Genomic DNA, 17,518 nt, shown 5'->3' on the forward strand with positions numbered 1-17,518 from the left:
TAAGCTATTAATTGGTATAACCTATTACTTTAATCAGTATAAACAATTTCCTAAATTCCTATCTATAAACCATACTTTGTATAGAACATCAGCGGGAGAGACCCAAATGTTAAATACAAAAGTAAAAGATTTTATGCAACGTAAGTTGCCACACATTACCCCAAATACCGAAATGACCACCGCCATTAGTGAGCTGCAAAAGTTTAACTTATTAGGTGCACCAGTATTTGATGACAATAAATCGCTGGTTGGCTTTATATCTGAGCAAGAGCTGTTAAAACCATTAATGCGAAGCAGCTATTTTTGCGATGGCGTTGTAAAAGTTTCGCAGCTTATGCAAACCGAGGTTGTAACCGTTAATGCCGATACCAACATTATCGAGCTTGCAGAGCAAATGAAAACAGGAAAGCCAAAAAACTACCCCGTTGTTGAGGGTGATACCGTGATAGGGCTAATTGGCCGAAGCGATGTATTAAAAGCACTGTTTGATAATTACGTGAGCTGCCAAACAAAAGTAAGCTAACATAAAAATGCCGCTAATAAGCGGCATTTTTTGTATTAAGCGTATTTAACGTGCTGCAGCAAGCGCAGTTAATGCGTTTTTATCGCTGTCGCTTAAAAATGCAATCTCTAAGGCATTAGCTTGTGCCTTATGCATATCGGCTTGTGTTAAACCCGCCTTTGGCGCAGCCACTAAATATTCATGCTCAATTTCAATGCCCTCTACAGCCGGATCGTCGGTATTTATACACGCTAAAATACCGTGATCTAAAAACTGTTTAAGGGGGTGTTTAGCTAAATCGTTTACGGTACTGGTTTGAATATTACTGGTTAAGCACGACTCAATACCAATGCGGTTATCGCGCAGGTAGTCCATTAGTTTAGGGTCTTCAATTGCTTTTACCCCATGGCCTATACGGCTTGCACCTAATTCATTAATGGCTTGCCAAATACTCGCTGCGCCCAGCGCTTCACCGGCATGAATGGTAGCGGCTAGGTAAGCGTCTCTTACTTGCTTAAATTGTTCGACAAAAAGCTCTCCCGGAAAACCAATTTCATCTCCGGCTAAATCAATCGCCACTAAATCATTTTTAAAGGCAAGTAATGCGTCAAGCTCCTGCTGGCAAGTTTTAACACCGTAAGTACGCGACATAATACCAATTAAGTTTGCTTTAATATTTGCGCCTTGAGTAGCCGATTTAATACCATCAACCACGGCCTCAACCACCCCTTGCGGGTGTAAACCTTGGCTTTGTGCCATATAATACGGGCTAAAGCGAAGCTCTACATAATCAAGTCCCTGCGCTTGAGCATCTTCTATGTTTTCAACTGCAATGCGTCTACAGGCGTCGTAGTCGCCCAGTACCGTTACCCCCCAGTCGAGCTTTTGCAAAAATGCCATTAAATCAGGCTCAGGATCAATAACTTGCACGTGAGGGATAAGCGCCTCTACGTTATCAGCAGGTAGCGTAATATTAAACTGTCGACCAAGCTCTAGTATGGTTTGCGCACGTACATTGCCATCTAAATGACGATGAATATCTAGCAGAGGTAATTTTTTATTTATCATAATAGCGACTCGGTTAGGTTAAAATTGCGCGCATGATACGCAGGTACAGTTATTTTTCAAGTGTAGAGCAGTTAAAGTAAATATTAGCGGTCATATGTCTGCTTTTTACTCAAAAAGTGAACAAAATTAGGTTTTTATTCACTTATTTTGATGAGCTAAGTGATGCCAGAGTGTTTTAAATAAGGTATTTGCTTCAATGGGTTTAGTAATATAATTATCCATACCGCTGGCAACTGCTTTTTTAACATCGTCATCGTGGGCATTAGCAGATAAGCCAATAATAGGTAGGTCAAACAAACCAAGTTCATTACGAATAACTCGCGTGGCTTCAAGGCCATCCATTTTTGGCATTTGTATATCCATAAGCACAATGTCGTAGGTATGCTCTGTCAGCTTTTCAATCGCCTCAAAACCATCATTAGCAATATCAGCAACGCACCCTTTGGTTTTTAAAATAGCGCTCGCGACGTGCTGATTTAATGGGTTATCTTCAACAAGTAATAATTTATAATCTGCAAAAGAAAGCGTACTAACATCTATCTCATCATATTGTTGCTTTATTTGCTCAGCCTTTGGTAGCGGCGAATAAATTGGTAAGCTAAAGGTAAACGTAGAACCGTGCCCTTCGTGGCTTATTAAATCAATTTCTCCACCCATCAACTCTACAAGCTTTTTGCATATACTTAAACCCAAGCCCGTGCCGCCATATTGACGCGAGGTAGAGCTATCTGCTTGTGCAAACGGTTTAAAGAGCTGTTTTTGTGCCTCTTTACTAATACCAATACCGGTATCGTTAACGCTAAAGTAAGTCATTTTTTTAGATTGCCACACTTTAAGCGTGATGCTGCCTTTGGCTGTAAACTTAATGGCATTATTGATTAGGTTTAGCAAAACTTGTTTTAAGCGTATTGGGTCGGTGTTAATAACCAAGTTACTTGATTTATCGTAATCAAGCATAAATTCTAGCGACTTTGCTTCTATATCAAACTGCAGTAAATTGGCCACTTCTTCACTGAGTGTGCCTACATCAATTGGCTCTTGAATTAAATCAAGTTTGCCTGCTTCCATTTTAGAAAAATCGAGCACATCATTTAATACTCTTAGCAATACGCCCAGTGCCCCATCCGCTTGTTCAATATAACTGCGAGCTTGCTGCCAATCGTTTTGCTGTAGGGCTAAATAATGCAGCCCTTTAATACCATTAATAGGCGTGCGAACTTCGTGGCTCATATTTGCTAAAAACTGGCTTTTTATTTCATTGGCTTCATCGGCCTTTTGCTTTTCTAAGCGTAAAATTTTAGTTTGTTTTGCTACCTGCTCACGTATACGAATATTGGTACCCGTTACCGATATTAAAAAGGTAATAAGCAGCCAAACAAATAACATGCCGGCTATTTGCGCAAGCCAGTAAACTAACCACGACTCTCGCTGCATTGGCTGATGCAGCTCCACCTGCCACACCCGCTTACCTACCAATAACTTATAGTCTTTTAACGGCAATAGCTGTTGATGATCGGCAATAAAAATAGGCTGTGCATTATTCTCTGTCGTGGTGTCTGTAAAGCTCACTGCAACGCCGTTGTTTTGATCAAATAACACCGCGTTAGATAGTCTTTCTAAACTAACAACGGCTACCACAAAACCTTTAAAATCGTCTTCGGTAATATTGTTGCCAAACACCGGATGAAAAAACAACACGCCGCGCTCAGCTTCGTTTTGCACTAAATTTATTGGCTCACTGATCACCAACTCATTTAACACTTTTGCTTTTATTAATGCAGATCGCCTTACCTCATTTGAGGCAAGATCAAAGCCAATTACGTCTTCATTTCCCGACAAAGGATGTGCGTATTGTACGGGGTAGTAAAAATCTCGTGGGGGTACGGCCTGCCAACTGCCATCTTTTGCTCTTTCTTTTAAGCTATATTTAGCCAGCTCTGTGTTGTTATTAGCCTCTATATACTGAGCTAGGTTTTCACTTGGTAAGTAGGGCACCCACTCAAATGCTAAAATTTCTTCGCTGTAACTAAGCTGCTTAGAAGTAAATTGCTTAAATTCAGTAAAGCTCACATCGTCACTACTAGAAAAAAAGGTCGCCAGTAAGGCGAGGTGTGCGGTTATTTCGTTAATTTTATTGTTGATAGCATCTTGAGTGGCTAATATTTTCAGCTCTTCTTTTTGAATGTTTTTTTCTTTTTTTACACTGGCCGCGCCATAAAAGCTAATACTTATAACCATATAAATTAACAGTGAGGGCAGTATAACTTGTAGGCGATAATTTACCTGTGAATAATTAAATGCCGCCAGCATAAGCGGAGTAAAAACAAGCACCCCAATACTGTCGCCTATCCACCACGCTATAAACGTATCCCAACCGGCTTGAGACACAATAACGCCATTAAAAATTAATAAGCTGGTGCCTACACCTGCAGCTATAACACAGCACAATGGGCCGGCAACAACGAGGCTTTGAATACAGTGTTTTAAAGAAGATAAGTCGAGTGGTGCTTTAATCACTTTCGTGACCAATTGGCTACCTACCCATGCTTGTAAAGTAGCAGCAAAGGTAACAGCCGCAGCATGCATAAATACACTTAACTGAAATATCGCTGAGGCGCTTTCTAAATGAATGAGGTTAGTAAAAAAAGCCCCTAAAACAATACCTAGTAAGCTCTTTCTGCCCCAAATTAAAAAGCCAGCAAGCGCAATCCCCGAAGGCGGCCACACAGCCACTGCGTAGCCATCTATCGCTAATAGTAAATTACTGAAATATCCGGTAAAAAAGTAAGCGCACGCTAAACTTACAGTGACAATGAAAAAGTGTTTCAACCCAATGCTCCCGAATATCAAAGCTGCAAAAGTATAAGTGTAGCCTTTATTGATACAAAACGAGTGCTTTATCGGCTTGTGCGGTATTTTTATAGCTAAGCGCTGCTTGCTGAGCAAATTGCTTTTTGTTTTCGATATTCAAGGCTTTATCAAAAACCTTTGCGGCTAACTCATAATCGCCTTGGGCATTAGCTAAACACGCAAGCGAGAGTAATAATGCGTTGTTTGCATCATCTTTTTTCAGGCGCTCTTGAATACTACTTTGAAGCTTTACAGCCTCTGCCGAGGTGGCGTTACTTAATATATTAGCCAGCTGAGCATGTTGCTCGTCGTGCTTCACCATTTTAATTAAGTCACTTTCAATCGCACTTAACTGACCCACTTTAGCCATTTGCATTAAGTAAGCTGTATTAGCATGAGCTTGTAGCTTTTTAGGAAGTTGTTTATATTTTTCAGTGATTTTATCGCTAGCTTGTGCATTAAAATAGGCATTAAACAGCTGTGTCCACTGCGCATCGTTAAGGACTTTTTTACGAAGTAAACGCGGTAAAAAGTCTTCAAGTGCACTAAAGTGCTGTTGCTGTACAAGTATTTCGGCGTATAGCTTAAGCTCAAGTGGTGTCGCTTTTTTTGAATCGCTGTTAGCACGCATTTGTGATTCTATTGCGCTGCTATCGCCACTGGCTATCCAAAGTTTAGCAACGTTAAGTTGCTGCTCTGGGCTAATTTCAAATAAACGCTCTAGAGCTTTGTCGGTTTGGTTATTAGCAAGCGCTGCTTTTGCTAATAGCGCTAAGCGTATATCTTCAAACTTACTGGGTACACTATTACCTGATAACGTTTGCTCAACAAGCTCGTAATCATCGTTTATCGCACTCCATAAGGCTTGCTCTATAGCTGCTTGCTTTCGCTCTTCGCTACGCGCAAAAAATCCATGTTTAGTATTATGATAAATCGACAATAAATAGCGCACTAATTTGTAAGTTAAAAACAAAATTGTTGCACTAATTACCGCCATAATACAAAACGATACAATCGTGCCTTCAATCGTGGTGTTGTTAAACGAGATCAGCACATAGCCTTTTTCATCCAGTACAAATGGCGTAATCGCTAAAACTAAAACAATCGCAACAATTAATACTATAAGCCCTATCATTGCGCCCACTCCTTAACCTGCTGCGTACTTTGTAGGTTTACTTCAGGGTTAAAGTTTAATGGCTCTTTTTCTAGGCTAGTTAGTGCATTTATAACCACTTTTGTCGTCTCGTCATCTTGTTTAAAGTACTCATTAACAAGACGCTTTGCCTCACTTATGGCACTAAAATAAATGCTCGCTTGTTTGCTCATTAATGCATCTTGAGCTTGCGTCACATTTAATTTAATACGTTGATTAATTAAGTGGCGCTCCTGATCGGTTAGCAGTGGCTCTATAGCAACCCCTTCGTGCTGGCGAATAGTAATAAAGCTATCAACTAGCTTATTCCAGCTATTACTTAGGTTTTGCTGCCAATCGCTTACATCTTCACTCAAGGCATTTTTTTCAATTTCTGTTGCTTCTTGCGGTATGTTAACGGCATTAAATGCAAGGTTATCTATGTTTGATAACACGCTATTAAGCTTTAAGTAAATGGCTTCTGTTGGGATAGGTTTTAAGCTATCTAGTGTTTGAATGTCTTGTGTTATTGCTTGGCGAACTGCAACAGTACCTGGGTGTTCACTCAATAAGGCATCTAAGCGTTTAAGTACAGCGCTGGCACCTTGGTAATCTTTTTCAGCCCACAGTTTAAACTCAGCCATACGTTGTAAGCTGGTTACTTCTTGCGGGTTTAGTGAAGCGCCTTGCTGCTGAGCTTGTTGCAATGCTGCTTTTAATTGTTGCTGGTTACTCTCTGCACTTTCATTAAGCGCAGCTGCCACTTTTTGCTCACTATTGAACAATGCTTGCTGAAGATTAGATTGCGCAGACTTGAGCGCCTGTAACTCTTGTGACAATAACGCGTTTTCTTCTTTTAGTTCATTAACAGCTACATTTTGGGCTTTACCTGCATTGAGTTTTTGGTAAAACTCATACCCCACACCACAGGCAACAATAAGCGAAATGATCAGCGCTAATACCGCTAATTTACTTATTTTTTGCTTATCGTTATGTGGTTTACTGTGTGCTTTAGCTGCCTCTTTTTTTTGTGCAGAGGCCGCTGCCTTAGTGGTTGGTGTGTTATCTGCCGTTACTGGCTTTGACTGTTCGCTCATCTTGCTACCTTGCTGTTTTATGCAGGAAAACATAGCGGTATCGCTTGCCCCTGCGGCAATGTGTATATTAGCCGAGCTTACCTGTTGCTGTTGTAAATAAGCGGCTATACGCTCGCTAGCAACATAAAATCGGCACTGTTGTAACCACTGTAACTGTTGTTCAGTCAGGTTATTAAATATTGCATCAACTGCTGCATTACTGGTTATGACTATACCTTGTACTTTCAGGCTTTGCCAGTGGTCTGTCCAGTTGGTTTTTACAGCGCTTATTGGCTCGCGCTTGTATACCACACAGTTATTTAAAAATGCCCCACGCGCCTTTAAGGTTTTGGCAATATCTGGGCGCCCCGCTTGGCCTTTTACTAATACAATATTGCTACCATCAACCTCAGCTAACGAGTTTAGCGCCAATAACCCTTCAGAATCATGTAGTTTAGGCACTGCTGCTCGCACGCCAAATAACGCGTAAATAGTATCTGCAGTTTGCTGCCCTACTGCGTAAAATTGTGCTTTGGTATTTATTGTTGGCTTTAATTGCGCAAGGGCAGTAACGGCATCTTGAGAGATAAAAATAATTTTATCGGCATTAATTAACGGGCTTAGCTCGGTAGTAGAAGGCGTAAGGTAGGATATTTTTAAAACAGGAAATAATGACGCCTGATAACCCGCTTGCTCAAGTTGCTGAGCAAGGGCTGCGCCTTTTCCTTCGGGCCGAGTTATCAGGATATGTGTCATTTATGCGTCTCTATATACTTCTGCTAATATTTTGTCGGCGCCTTGCGCTAATAACTTTTTAGCAAGCTGCACACCGATAGCTTCTGCATCATTTATATGACCGGTTACTTCGTCATGTAAAATTTCACTACCATCTACTGCGCCCACGAGGCCGCGTAAATGCACTTGCTCGCCATCAACTAATGCGTAGGCACCAATTGGTACTTGGCAGCCACCTTCTAAATGACGATTCATAGCACGCTCTGCATTTACACGAATACGTGTTTGGGTATGCTCAAGTGGGGCCAGTAAGGCTTTTGTTACTTCATCGTCAATACGACATTCAATGCCGACAGCACCTTGGCCGTTAGCAGGTAGAGATACCTCAGGCTCAATATAATCAGCAATACGCTCGTCCATTTTTAAACGTAGCAGTCCGGCTGCAGCTAAAATAATCGCATCGTACTGGCCATCATCTAGCTTAGCTAAACGAGTATTAACATTACCACGTAAGTCTTTAATGACTAAATCAGGGCGCAAAGCTCTAATTTGGCACTGACGACGAAGGCTAGAAGTACCGACTACAGCGCCTTGTGGTAATTCGCTTAAATTGGCAAAATTATTTGATACAAACGCGTCGCGCGGGTCTTCACGCTCACAAATTGTGTGCAGTGCTAAGCCTTCTGGAAATTCTACGGGTACATCTTTCATTGAATGCACTGCTATATCCGCGCGGCCATCTAACATTGCTTGCTCAAGCTCTTTAACAAACAAGCCTTTACCACCAATTTTAGCAAGCGGTGTATCTAAAATAATATCCCCTTGAGTAGACATAGGGACTAATTCTACGCGCACATCAGTATGAAAATGCTCAAGCTGTGCTTTTACAAATTCAGCCTGCCAAAGCGCTAAAGCACTTTTACGGGTTGCAATGCGTACTAACTTTGTTTTTTCTGTCATAGGGGTATCCAAATAGTTACAGCTAATAGCCAAGCTTAATTAGCTAAAATTCTAAATTCTTTTTGAGCAATTAAATTACCTTGCTCATCAACAACATCTACACGCCAATGGCCTGTTTGTGTATTCATAATATTTTTGGTTGAGTACGTTCTGTAGCGCGGCGAGGTAACATTAAGTGAAATCTCAGCCATGGTTTCACCCTCATAAGACCATACATGCTTTACTTGTTGGCCTTGTAGGTTTTTAAGCTCACTAAAAAACGAAAGCGCCTCTTCAAACTGATTTAAGCGAATATCTGCAGCAAATACATTAGTGGGCTCGCGCTTACTTACTTTGCGAGTAAGCACTGCACGGCTAATTTTACCTGTATCAATTTGTGCGCCTAACGCAACACTGGCAATGTGCGCATTAGATGAAAAACCTTCACTGCTAGTTAGCGAGCCGTCGTCGTTTTCAATATCTGGAAGCAGTTCACTGGGTGATGCGCTTAACTGCGTACTATTAAGCGGCTGATTAGCGATAGGCTCAGCGAGTTCAGTATCTGATTGCTCAATAACAGAAACTTGATTGCTTTGAACGTTAGCAATTGGCTCTCTATTCGTTTGCTCATTATTGCTTTGCGCTAACGAAGTATTATTAACGCTTTCACCTTCAAGCACAGCTGGCGCAACATCTGCTATATCATTTGTAAGCTCATTTGGGCGCGCTTGCTCGTCATTTACACTCACCGTGGGCTCAACATTATCTGCTGTGTTGTCGCTTAAAGGTGAATACGGCGATTGCTCATTAGGTTGCTCGCCCTGCTCGGCATTTACTGAGCTAGTTAAGCCATACACAACCGCTGCCGAGGTCATTGCTACCAACATAGAAACACTCGCAATACGACGCCAATGCCACTCGTAGCTTACATTAGGTACACTATTTTGTGGTTCGCGTTTTACATTTGCTTTAATAACTATTTTTTGACTCATATTGACCTCAGCGGCTCCAAATTAGCTTAAACGGGCAATTAACCATTGGCGAATAGCTTGCAGTTCTTCTGCGCAAACCTGATGAGCCATAGGGTATTCTTGCCAGCTTACATCCATGTTCTGTGCTGTTAATACTTCAAACGCACTTCTACCCGCGCTATGCGGCACTACATTATCTTGGCTACCATGAGCCATAAATACATTTAAATCAGTATGCTTTGCTTCTTGCGCTAGCTTTTCAGGCACGCACATATAAGTAGACAGCGCCATAACACCTGCAAGTTTGTGCTCAAATCGCGGCGCTAAATGTAAAGACACCACGCCCCCTTGCGAAAAGCCCGCCAAAATAATTTTATCGGCAGGTATACCATTTTCAATTTCTTGATTGATCAGGGCTTGCACTTTTTCGGCTGAATCTCTCACGCCTTGTTCATCGGCACGTTTGTCTAATTCTATAGATTTAATGTCGTACCACGAGCGCATTTCCATGCCACCATTTATGGTGACCGGTTGAATAGGCGCATGCGGAAAAATAAATCGTATACCAAGCTCACTGGGTAAGTTAAGTTGCGGTGCAACCGGTGCAAAGCCATCGCCCGAGTCGCCTAAACCATGTAACCAAATAACAGTGGCTTTGTGCTCACCTTGCGCTGGATATTGTGCAAACTCTAAACTCATAAGCTTGATTGCCACTTAATTTCTTGGCCAGCTTGGCGAGTAGACGCTTGGTTCATAAACTCCCAAAACTCTGCGCCAGAGCGGTTATCAATCCACTGGCCGTCACGCATTTCAAAATGGTGGCCATTAAATTTAGTCGCAACCCACACTTGATGCAAAGGCGCTTGTTTGTTAATTACAATTTTACTTTTATCAGGGAAAATTATTTCTAAAATACCCTCTGCCGATTCGTAATCTAAATCTGCTTCGCAATCATCAACTTGCTCTTCAATTGTGAACATAAGAGCTTCGGCTAATTGGTGATATTCGTGTTCAGTCATTGTAATTTTCCTTTGCAGGCGAGCTGCCTAATATTGGGTACGGTTTATATACAGCTAGTGTAACAGGAATAAAATCATCCGCGAATAGCTGCATTTTTTAGATATTCTGTTACTCTGCGATTATAAAGCCAGCAACCGTATTAATCTAATGAAAGCGACACATACCTTACAATTAAAACGACTATATATAAGTACTTTACTGCTAAGTGCATTAGCTGGCTGCGGCCAAAGCGGGCCTTTGTATTTACCAGAGCAACAGGCTGAGCAAAACACACCCCCTAATACAGCACAGCCAACGCCCGTAAAAAAAACCAACACAGAGCAAGTGCAGGAGCAATAAATGGATTATTTTAACTATCAAAACAATCAATTATTTGCCGAAGATGTCAGCATTGCCACAATTGCTCAGCACTATGGTACGCCGTGTTATGTGTACTCGCGTGCTACTTTTGAGCGCCATTATTTAGCCTTTGCAAATGCCACTAACAATCATAAAAGCTTGGTGTGCTACGCAGTTAAAGCCAATTCTAATATTGCAGTATTAAATATATTAGCGCGTTTAGGCTCAGGGTTTGACATAGTGTCTAAAGGTGAGCTGGCGCGTGTGATAAAAGCTGGCGGTGATGCCAGTAAAGTGGTGTTTTCAGGAGTGGCTAAAACCGCCGACGAAATTGCTTATGCACTAAAGTTAGGCATTAAATGTTTTAACGTTGAATCGGCCTCAGAGCTTGAGCGTATTTCTGAGGTAGCGTGCGAGTTAAATTTAGAAGCCCCTATTTCTATTCGTGTAAACCCTGATATAGATGCTAAAACACACCCGTATATTTCTACCGGTTTAAAAGAAAACAAGTTTGGTATCGATATTCAAACGGCTGTGAGCGTTTATCAGCATGCGGCATCTTTACCAGGTCTAAAAGTAACCGGCGTAGATTGCCACATAGGCTCGCAATTAACAGAGGTTAAACCTTTTTTAGAAGCGCTTGATAAGCTAATGGCATTAATAGATGAGCTTAAAGCAAATGGTATTGAGCTTACTCATTTAGATATTGGCGGCGGATTAGGCGTTCCTTACAATGATGAACAGCCACCCCACCCAAGTGAATATGCTGCGCAAGTTACCGAACGCTTAGCCAATTACAAACACCTTGAACTTATTTTTGAGCCAGGGCGCGCTATAGCCGCTAATGCTGGAATTTTAGTTACACAGGTTGAATTTATTAAGCAAAACCAAGATAAATTTTTTGCCATTGTCGATGCGGGTATGAACGACATGCTTCGCCCTTCGCTTTATCAGGCATGGCAAAAAATCATTCCTGTATCGGTGCGCGATGACGACACCCCAACACATAACTTTGATATTGTGGGCCCAGTGTGCGAAACCGGCGACTTTTTAGGAAAAGACCGCGAACTAGCCCTTAAACAAGGCGACTTATTGGCGCAGCGAAGTGCTGGTGCCTATGGTTTTACAATGAGTTCAAACTACAACTCTCGCCCACGCGTGGCCGAAATAATGGTAGATGGTGAGCAACACCACCTTATTCGCCAACGCGAAACCATCGAGAGCCTTTATCAAGGTGAGAAAATTTTACCATAAACGTTTTTGTTAAGGCGCTGCTCTGTGGCATGATTAGCGCAGAGCAAACCCGAATTAGAGCGCTATGTTAGTTAATTTTTCCAAAATGCACGGCTTAGGCAACGACTTTGTTGTAATTGATAACATTACACAAAATGTATTTTTGTCTCGCGATCAAATCAAAAAACTGGCTGATCGCCACTTTGGTATTGGCTTTGACCAATTACTTATGGTTGAAGCCCCTTACTCCCCTGATCTCGACTTCCATTACCGTATATTTAATGCCGATGGCAATGAAGTAGAACAATGCGGAAATGGCGCACGCTGTTTTGCCCGCTTTGTCCGCATGAAAGGCTTAACTAACAAGCACAAAATTAGTGTCTCGACTAAGTCGGGCAACCTCACGCTATACATAGAAAAAGACGGGCAAGTGACGGTAAACATGGGCCATCCTAATTTTGAGCCTGCTAAAATCCCGCTTAAAGCCAGCAAGCGAGAACTAACTTATATAATAAGAGCTCAAGAGCACACTGTATTTAGTGGCGCTGTGTCTATGGGTAACCCGCATTGCGTGTTAGAAGTTGACGATATAGCTACCGCACAAGTTGAGGTGCTTGGTCCGCTGCTTGAAAACCACGAACGTTTTCCAAATCGTGCCAATATTGGCTTTATGCAAGTGGTATCGCAAGATCATATTAAACTTAGAGTGTGGGAACGCGGCGTTAGTGAAACCCTAGCGTGTGGCACGGGTGCCTGCGCAGCAATGGTAATTGGCCACATTCAAAGCAAACTTAACACCACGGTACAAGTTGATTTACCCGGCGGCACATTACAAGTACGTTGGAGCGGCGAAGGCCACCCTGTCCGCATGACCGGCCCAGCCGAGCATGTATTTGATGGGCAAGTTGCCTTATGAGCGAGCTAACAAAAGAGCAAGTCGCTGAGTATTTAGCGCGCCACCCTGATTTTTTAATAGAGCAGCCAGAGCTGCTTGCACAACTTGAGTTACATCACAAAACGCAAGGCGCCACCTCGCTTGTGCACATACAACAGCGCCAATTGCGCGAGCACAATACTCAGTTAAAAAATCAAATACACAGTATGAGCGAACACGCTACGCAAAATGAGCTAGTGTATCGCTTGTTTAGCCAATGCCACCGCCAACTGTGGACAAACTACGACTTTAATACGCTTGCCGCAAATTTGCGCAATATTATTTGTACCAGCCCACACATTAGCGAGTGTAGGTTGGTTAAATACAACAACACTTTAGATGGGCTTATTGAGCACCGCCTTAGCCAATTTGGGCACTACTTAGGACGCGTTAATCAGCAAGAGCGTGAGCTATTATTTTGCGAAAACACGCAATCATCTGCTATTTATCTTATTGGTTGCGCTGAAAAACCCGTCGCTATATTGGCCTTTGGCAGCCATGATGAAAACCATTTTGAACCCGCACAAGATAACCTATTCGTGCTTGATTTTGTTCATGCATTGCAACTTAGGCTGTTGGAATTGGCATGAGCGACGAGACGCCTAACACTGAGCAATTAAGTGAGCATTGGCGTACACCCATTCATTTATTTAGTGACTATTTAAAGTACGAAAGACAGTACTCAGAGCACACTGTAAATCAGTATGTTAGCCAACTAAACTTTGCTGCCCTGTATTTTAGTAAATTATGTGATGACTGGTTTGGCGTACAAGGCGAGCATATTCGCCGCTACAGCATGGCGCTTCGTTCAAAGCAATTAAGTGGGCGCACTATTAGTTTAAAATTAAGCTGCATTCGTAGTTTGTATAAATTTTTAAAAGCCAAAAACATCGCTCAGCACGCGCATTATCATAACCCGGCACAAGGCATTAAAGGGCCTAAATTTTCTAAGCCTTTACCTAAAAATCTCGATGTAGATCAGATGGCAAGCCTACTAGAGATTAACGATGACGACCCATTAGCCATACGAGACAAAGCTATGATGGAGCTTATGTACTCATCAGGACTGCGCATTAGCGAGTTAGTTGGCACCAACTTACGCGATATAAACGCCGCAAGCGGCGAAATATTAGTCAAAGGTAAAGGTAACAAAGAGCGCCTCATTCCCGTGGGTCGCAAAGCGCTCACAGCGTTAAAAAATTGGCTCAACATACGAGGGCAATTTGCAAAGCCTGACGAAATGGCGGTGTTTTTAAGCAGTAAAAAAAATCGTATTTCGGTTCGCCAAGTTCGCTTACGCATGCAAGAGTGGGGAATAAAACAAGGCATTAGCTCACAAGTGCACCCGCATAAACTTCGCCACTCGTTTGCCTCTCATATTTTAGAATCATCTGGCGATTTACGCGCTGTGCAAGAATTATTAGGGCACAGTAGTTTATCGGCTACGCAAGTATATACGCATTTAGATTTTCAGCATTTAGCAAAAGTGTACGACAACACGCATCCGCGCGCTAAAAAACAAACCGATTAGGAATGTAATTATGATCCGATTTAATCGTGCTCCTCGCCCTTTTTCAGTTATGAGCTTTGACTTAGACGACACCCTGTATAACAACCACCCCATAATAAAAGCCGCGGTTAAAGCCCAGCAAGATTATTTAAACGCGCTACCCAGCTACTTACAACAAGGCCCAAAATACTGGCAACAATGCCGCAACGAGGCTGTATTACAGTTACCAGAGCTTGCTGATAATGTAACTAAATGGCGCCAACATACGCTTCGCTTAGCTCTTTCAAAGCTAGATTTAAATGAGCAAGAGGTAGAGCATCATGCCGATGCTGCCTATAACGCTTTTGCCGATGCGCGCAGTAAAATAGTGGTAACTGACGACGTACTAAAGCTGCTAGATAACTTAGCCCAGCACTTTACGCTGGTTGCAATAACCAATGGCAATGTTGAAATTGAGCGCTTTAACTTACGCGATAAATTTGCGCTAGTATTGCAAGCTGGTATGCACGGTAAAGCCAAACCCCACGGTACACTGTTTGATAAAGCCGCCGCGCACTTAAACGTGGCTAAAAGTGAAATTTTACATATTGGCGATAGCCTAGATACCGACGTACAAGGCGCTAATAATGCAGGCTGCCAATCGGTTTGGTTAAACGACCAAGGCGCGGCTTATCACTACAAAGGCCTTGCCGATGTTGAAATTGCGAATATTCATGCCTTAGCGCACTTTATCAAATAGCCTAAATAGAACGAAGAGGTTGCAATGAGCCATTATACCAAGCTAATTACCTTGCTATTAATAGGCTCACTTGGCCTAAACGCTTACTTATTGTGGCCACAAAAACAGCCTGTAGTTGGCACACACAAAATCCACAGCGGCAAGAGCATCAAAGCGCCAAAAAGTAACCTGCTCAGCCAAGCTCAACAGCAATTTACACAACACAAATTTGATGATGCTGTAAATACGTATCAGCAACTAAATCTAAGCGCTCCAAAAAAAGCACATACTTTATACGCTTCGTGGGTAGCACAACTAAAGCAATGGCTAAACACAAACCTACCGCTTAGCCAGTCATTGTTAAATGCACTTTTAAATAAAGACCCTTACAATACCGAGTTACTCACTTTACACGTAGATTACCTAGTAAAAAGCGGGCAGCGGCAAAACGCAATTATTGCGCTATTTGAGCTCTACCCATTATTAAATAAGCACCAACAAGGTCCTGTAGATAGGCGCCTTGTGCATTTAACGACTAACGAACTGCATAGTTTGAGTGAGCAGCAAAATTGGCAAACAATTAGTGAACAAACTCAAATTTGGCTGGACTATCAAAACGACAATAGCCATTTTTTATACGCACTCGCTCATGCTTATTATCAACTAGAGGACTTTATTAGCGCCTTAACAACTATTGAGCGCATGCCACCAAATCACCCACTACAAGCCGAAGTAACAGCCTTACACGCAATGATAGAGAAAGCTCAATCGCAAGATGACTTTATTGCACTTACCCCCTACGGCGCACATTACTTAATTAGCACCGAGCTAAATAGCTCAATTAAAACAGAGCTAATGATAGATACCGGCGCAAGTATTACTTCTCTTTCGAGTGACGTGCTTAACCAACTTTCACCCCGACCACTGTATTTAGGCGATGTAACCGTAAACACGGCGAATGGGCAAATTAGAGTAAAACGCTACCAAATTGAGTCGTTTAAAGTAGGGGTGCAAACTATTTACGGTTTTGAAGTGCTCAGTATTGAAAACACCCGCGGCCAAGGTTTGTTAGGAATGAACTTTTTATCTAGATATAAATTTAATATAAATCAACAAACAGATGAGTTAGAGTTGAGTGCTAAATAAACAAAAAATAATAAAAGGAAGTTTATGCGTACTCTACTATTTACACTACTTTGTTTTTGGCAATGTACTGCTCAGGCAACAAATTATTTTGTAAAAGACAAAAGTTGTGAGGCTATTTCACCCGAAATAGAAATAAGCCTTAGCGCTACACTGAGAGATTTAGATAACCATCAAAGAAAAAGACAAAACCTTAGACAAAAAGCGCTGAATAAGTATAGCGAACAGTACAATCAACAGCATGAGCAACTATATGTAGAGGAACGCTTTACTACAAATAGCAGCCACTCTGCTGAAACTCCTACAATAAGCAGAGCCCAAAAAAAATTACATTACCTTATTAAGCTCACCCCCTCAAAAAACTGCAATCAACAAGTCGCTATGACTAGCGAGCTATTTATTTCTGGAGTGCACAAGCACAGCCTCTCAAATACCATTGAGGGGAATGCAATTGATGTCACTTTAGACATAAACAGTTCCCCTAAGTTTACTCAATTTAACAACCCCCTCATCACCCCCACTAACTTTTTTGGACTCCAATTTGGCAGTAGCTATGAGCAGGTATTAGCGTCTCTCGGACTTGCTAGTTTATCGCTAAGCGATAACAATAACGCAATACTTGTATATGGAAGAAATCATGCTTTTCACTTTAAAAACAATGTATTTATAGGTTATCAGTTCCATGAAACGCTACTACCTATGGTGATAAATAATGAGCTTTCTTTGGCAAATGAAAAATTACAAATAAGCACCGGTACAGATCAGGCTATTTTCTTAGATACAGATTTAACCCAACCAGCAATTAATAAATTAAAAAACAGTTTTGATGAAGTGGAAACCGCATCTTATAAAGTATCTATTAACAAGTCAGAGCAAAGAGTTGTTGGTATATCGCACGGTGAATTAGTTGAACATATAAAGAGCAACACTCAATGCTATAACGGCACAATATTGGCCGATGAATACTTAAAAAAACACAAAAATAGTAAAACGCTTAAAGTAGTTAATGAAAATCATGACAATATAATCATTACTCCTTGTTATGAGTTTATATATGAAGGCAACGGCTACATTTCTAAATTAAAGCTTGTGGAGCCCTTTTCAACCGCTAAAATTAAGCTCGCTGCATTAGCTGGCTATATTAACCAAAGTACACAGTGGAACTTATCAGGCGTAAAATACAACGACCCTGTTGCAAGCCTTGCTAAGTTAGGCGATTACGACGAGTTCTTTGACTCAGCAGAATTTACTTCTCAACACTGGGATGGTTATTTTTATATTTATGACGGAAAGCTTTTAAGTGCAGAGCTTACAAGCAACGACTATTAATTTTTCTCTTTGAATCTTC

At 41.6% G+C, this 17,518-nt stretch carries 17 protein-coding genes; 9 read left to right on the forward strand and 8 right to left on the reverse strand.

Annotated elements, in window-relative coordinates:
• Positions 1–106: 106 nt before the first annotated feature.
• Positions 107–523: a CBS domain-containing protein gene (locus SJY38_RS14240; RefSeq protein WP_004588969.1), complete on the forward strand. Its 417-nt coding sequence runs from the start codon at positions 107–109 to the stop codon at positions 521–523.
• 45 nt (positions 524–568) lie between these two features.
• Here SJY38_RS14240 and add read toward each other — a convergent pair whose 3' ends face one another.
• From add to cyaY, 8 genes are all read right to left on the reverse strand, one after another.
• A complete protein-coding gene (gene add, locus SJY38_RS14245; protein ID WP_055019972.1) occupies positions 569–1,570 on the reverse strand; it encodes an adenosine deaminase in 1,002 nt (333 codons plus the stop codon).
• Between the two features lie 138 nt (positions 1,571–1,708).
• On the reverse strand, positions 1,709–4,399 hold the full coding sequence (locus SJY38_RS14250; RefSeq protein ID WP_273587984.1) for a CHASE domain-containing protein: 2,691 nt from the start codon (positions 4,397–4,399) through the stop codon (positions 1,709–1,711).
• 46 nt (positions 4,400–4,445) lie between these two features.
• Entirely contained in the window at positions 4,446–5,555 is a 1,110-nt protein-coding gene (locus SJY38_RS14255; RefSeq protein WP_024032065.1) for a heme biosynthesis HemY N-terminal domain-containing protein, read from the reverse strand.
• Entirely contained in the window at positions 5,552–7,384 is a 1,833-nt protein-coding gene (locus tag SJY38_RS14260; protein WP_286744997.1) for a uroporphyrinogen-III synthase, read from the reverse strand. Before SJY38_RS14260 ends, SJY38_RS14255 begins: the two co-directional genes overlap by 4 nt.
• Complete coding sequence (gene hemC, locus SJY38_RS14265) at positions 7,385–8,323, reverse strand: hydroxymethylbilane synthase (protein ID WP_138611374.1); 939 nt, start codon at positions 8,321–8,323, stop codon at positions 7,385–7,387. It abuts the gene before it with no gap.
• Between the two features lie 35 nt (positions 8,324–8,358).
• Positions 8,359–9,294 carry a DUF2914 domain-containing protein gene (locus tag SJY38_RS14270; protein ID WP_138611373.1) on the reverse strand — a complete coding sequence of 312 codons (936 nt, stop codon included), beginning with the start codon at positions 9,292–9,294 and terminating at the stop codon, positions 8,359–8,361.
• Between the two features lie 21 nt (positions 9,295–9,315).
• Complete coding sequence (locus SJY38_RS14275; RefSeq protein WP_138611372.1) at positions 9,316–9,972, reverse strand: alpha/beta hydrolase; 657 nt, start codon at positions 9,970–9,972, stop codon at positions 9,316–9,318.
• On the reverse strand, positions 9,969–10,292 hold the full coding sequence (gene cyaY, locus SJY38_RS14280) for an iron donor protein CyaY (RefSeq protein WP_004588977.1): 324 nt from the start codon (positions 10,290–10,292) through the stop codon (positions 9,969–9,971). Before cyaY ends, SJY38_RS14275 begins: the two co-directional genes overlap by 4 nt.
• Positions 10,293–10,440: 148 nt before the next feature.
• On the opposite strand from cyaY, the gene SJY38_RS14285 reads away from it, so the two are divergent.
• From SJY38_RS14285 to SJY38_RS14320, 8 genes are all read left to right on the forward strand, one after another.
• Positions 10,441–10,632, forward strand: coding sequence for a lipoprotein (locus tag SJY38_RS14285; protein WP_004588978.1), 192 nt, complete (start codon positions 10,441–10,443; stop codon positions 10,630–10,632).
• Positions 10,633–11,886, forward strand: coding sequence for a diaminopimelate decarboxylase (gene lysA, locus SJY38_RS14290; protein ID WP_138611371.1), 1,254 nt, complete (start codon positions 10,633–10,635; stop codon positions 11,884–11,886). It begins immediately after the preceding gene.
• A 64-nt stretch (positions 11,887–11,950) separates the two neighbouring features.
• A complete protein-coding gene (dapF, locus tag SJY38_RS14295) occupies positions 11,951–12,781 on the forward strand; it encodes a diaminopimelate epimerase (protein ID WP_004588980.1) in 831 nt (276 codons plus the stop codon).
• Positions 12,778–13,389, forward strand: a complete 612-nt coding sequence (locus SJY38_RS14300; RefSeq protein ID WP_024032071.1) for a DUF484 family protein — start codon at positions 12,778–12,780, stop codon at positions 13,387–13,389. The genes dapF and SJY38_RS14300 overlap by 4 nt, the downstream gene beginning before the upstream one ends.
• Positions 13,386–14,330: a tyrosine recombinase XerC gene (locus SJY38_RS14305; protein ID WP_004588982.1), complete on the forward strand. Its 945-nt coding sequence runs from the start codon at positions 13,386–13,388 to the stop codon at positions 14,328–14,330. Before SJY38_RS14300 ends, SJY38_RS14305 begins: the two co-directional genes overlap by 4 nt.
• Positions 14,331–14,340: 10 nt before the next feature.
• Positions 14,341–15,048, forward strand: coding sequence for an HAD-IA family hydrolase (locus tag SJY38_RS14310; RefSeq protein WP_004588983.1), 708 nt, complete (start codon positions 14,341–14,343; stop codon positions 15,046–15,048).
• Between the two features lie 24 nt (positions 15,049–15,072).
• On the forward strand, positions 15,073–16,173 hold the full coding sequence (locus tag SJY38_RS14315; RefSeq protein WP_286745007.1) for a retroviral-like aspartic protease family protein: 1,101 nt from the start codon (positions 15,073–15,075) through the stop codon (positions 16,171–16,173).
• A 24-nt stretch (positions 16,174–16,197) separates the two neighbouring features.
• Positions 16,198–17,499 (forward strand): hypothetical protein, encoded by a 1,302-nt coding sequence (locus SJY38_RS14320; RefSeq protein ID WP_286745009.1) that lies wholly within the window; start codon positions 16,198–16,200, stop codon positions 17,497–17,499.
• Positions 17,500–17,518 lie beyond the last annotated feature (19 nt).

The sequence above is a fragment of the Pseudoalteromonas sp. R86517 genome, from assembly GCF_042466295.1.
Lineage (GTDB): Bacteria > Pseudomonadota > Gammaproteobacteria > Enterobacterales > Alteromonadaceae > Pseudoalteromonas > Pseudoalteromonas atlantica.

Excerpts from the sequence above, each read along its gene's own strand:
- SJY38_RS14240 (WP_004588969.1), top strand. The coding sequence starts at position 107 with ATGTTAAATACAAAAGTAAAAGATTTTATGCAACGTAAGTTGCCACAC.
- add (WP_055019972.1), bottom strand. The coding sequence starts at position 1,570 with ATGATAAATAAAAAATTACCTCTGCTAGATATTCATCGTCATTTAGAT.
- SJY38_RS14255 (WP_024032065.1), bottom strand. The coding sequence starts at position 5,555 with ATGATAGGGCTTATAGTATTAATTGTTGCGATTGTTTTAGTTTTAGCG.
- SJY38_RS14260 (WP_286744997.1), bottom strand. The coding sequence starts at position 7,384 with ATGACACATATCCTGATAACTCGGCCCGAAGGAAAAGGCGCAGCCCTT.
- hemC (WP_138611374.1), bottom strand. The coding sequence starts at position 8,323 with ATGACAGAAAAAACAAAGTTAGTACGCATTGCAACCCGTAAAAGTGCT.
- SJY38_RS14270 (WP_138611373.1), bottom strand. The coding sequence starts at position 9,294 with ATGAGTCAAAAAATAGTTATTAAAGCAAATGTAAAACGCGAACCACAA.
- SJY38_RS14275 (WP_138611372.1), bottom strand. The coding sequence starts at position 9,972 with ATGAGTTTAGAGTTTGCACAATATCCAGCGCAAGGTGAGCACAAAGCC.
- cyaY (WP_004588977.1), bottom strand. The coding sequence starts at position 10,292 with ATGACTGAACACGAATATCACCAATTAGCCGAAGCTCTTATGTTCACA.
- SJY38_RS14285 (WP_004588978.1), top strand. The coding sequence starts at position 10,441 with ATGAAAGCGACACATACCTTACAATTAAAACGACTATATATAAGTACT.
- lysA (WP_138611371.1), top strand. The coding sequence starts at position 10,633 with ATGGATTATTTTAACTATCAAAACAATCAATTATTTGCCGAAGATGTC.
- dapF (WP_004588980.1), top strand. The coding sequence starts at position 11,951 with ATGTTAGTTAATTTTTCCAAAATGCACGGCTTAGGCAACGACTTTGTT.
- SJY38_RS14300 (WP_024032071.1), top strand. The coding sequence starts at position 12,778 with ATGAGCGAGCTAACAAAAGAGCAAGTCGCTGAGTATTTAGCGCGCCAC.
- SJY38_RS14305 (WP_004588982.1), top strand. The coding sequence starts at position 13,386 with ATGAGCGACGAGACGCCTAACACTGAGCAATTAAGTGAGCATTGGCGT.
- SJY38_RS14310 (WP_004588983.1), top strand. The coding sequence starts at position 14,341 with ATGATCCGATTTAATCGTGCTCCTCGCCCTTTTTCAGTTATGAGCTTT.
- SJY38_RS14315 (WP_286745007.1), top strand. The coding sequence starts at position 15,073 with ATGAGCCATTATACCAAGCTAATTACCTTGCTATTAATAGGCTCACTT.
- SJY38_RS14320 (WP_286745009.1), top strand. The coding sequence starts at position 16,198 with ATGCGTACTCTACTATTTACACTACTTTGTTTTTGGCAATGTACTGCT.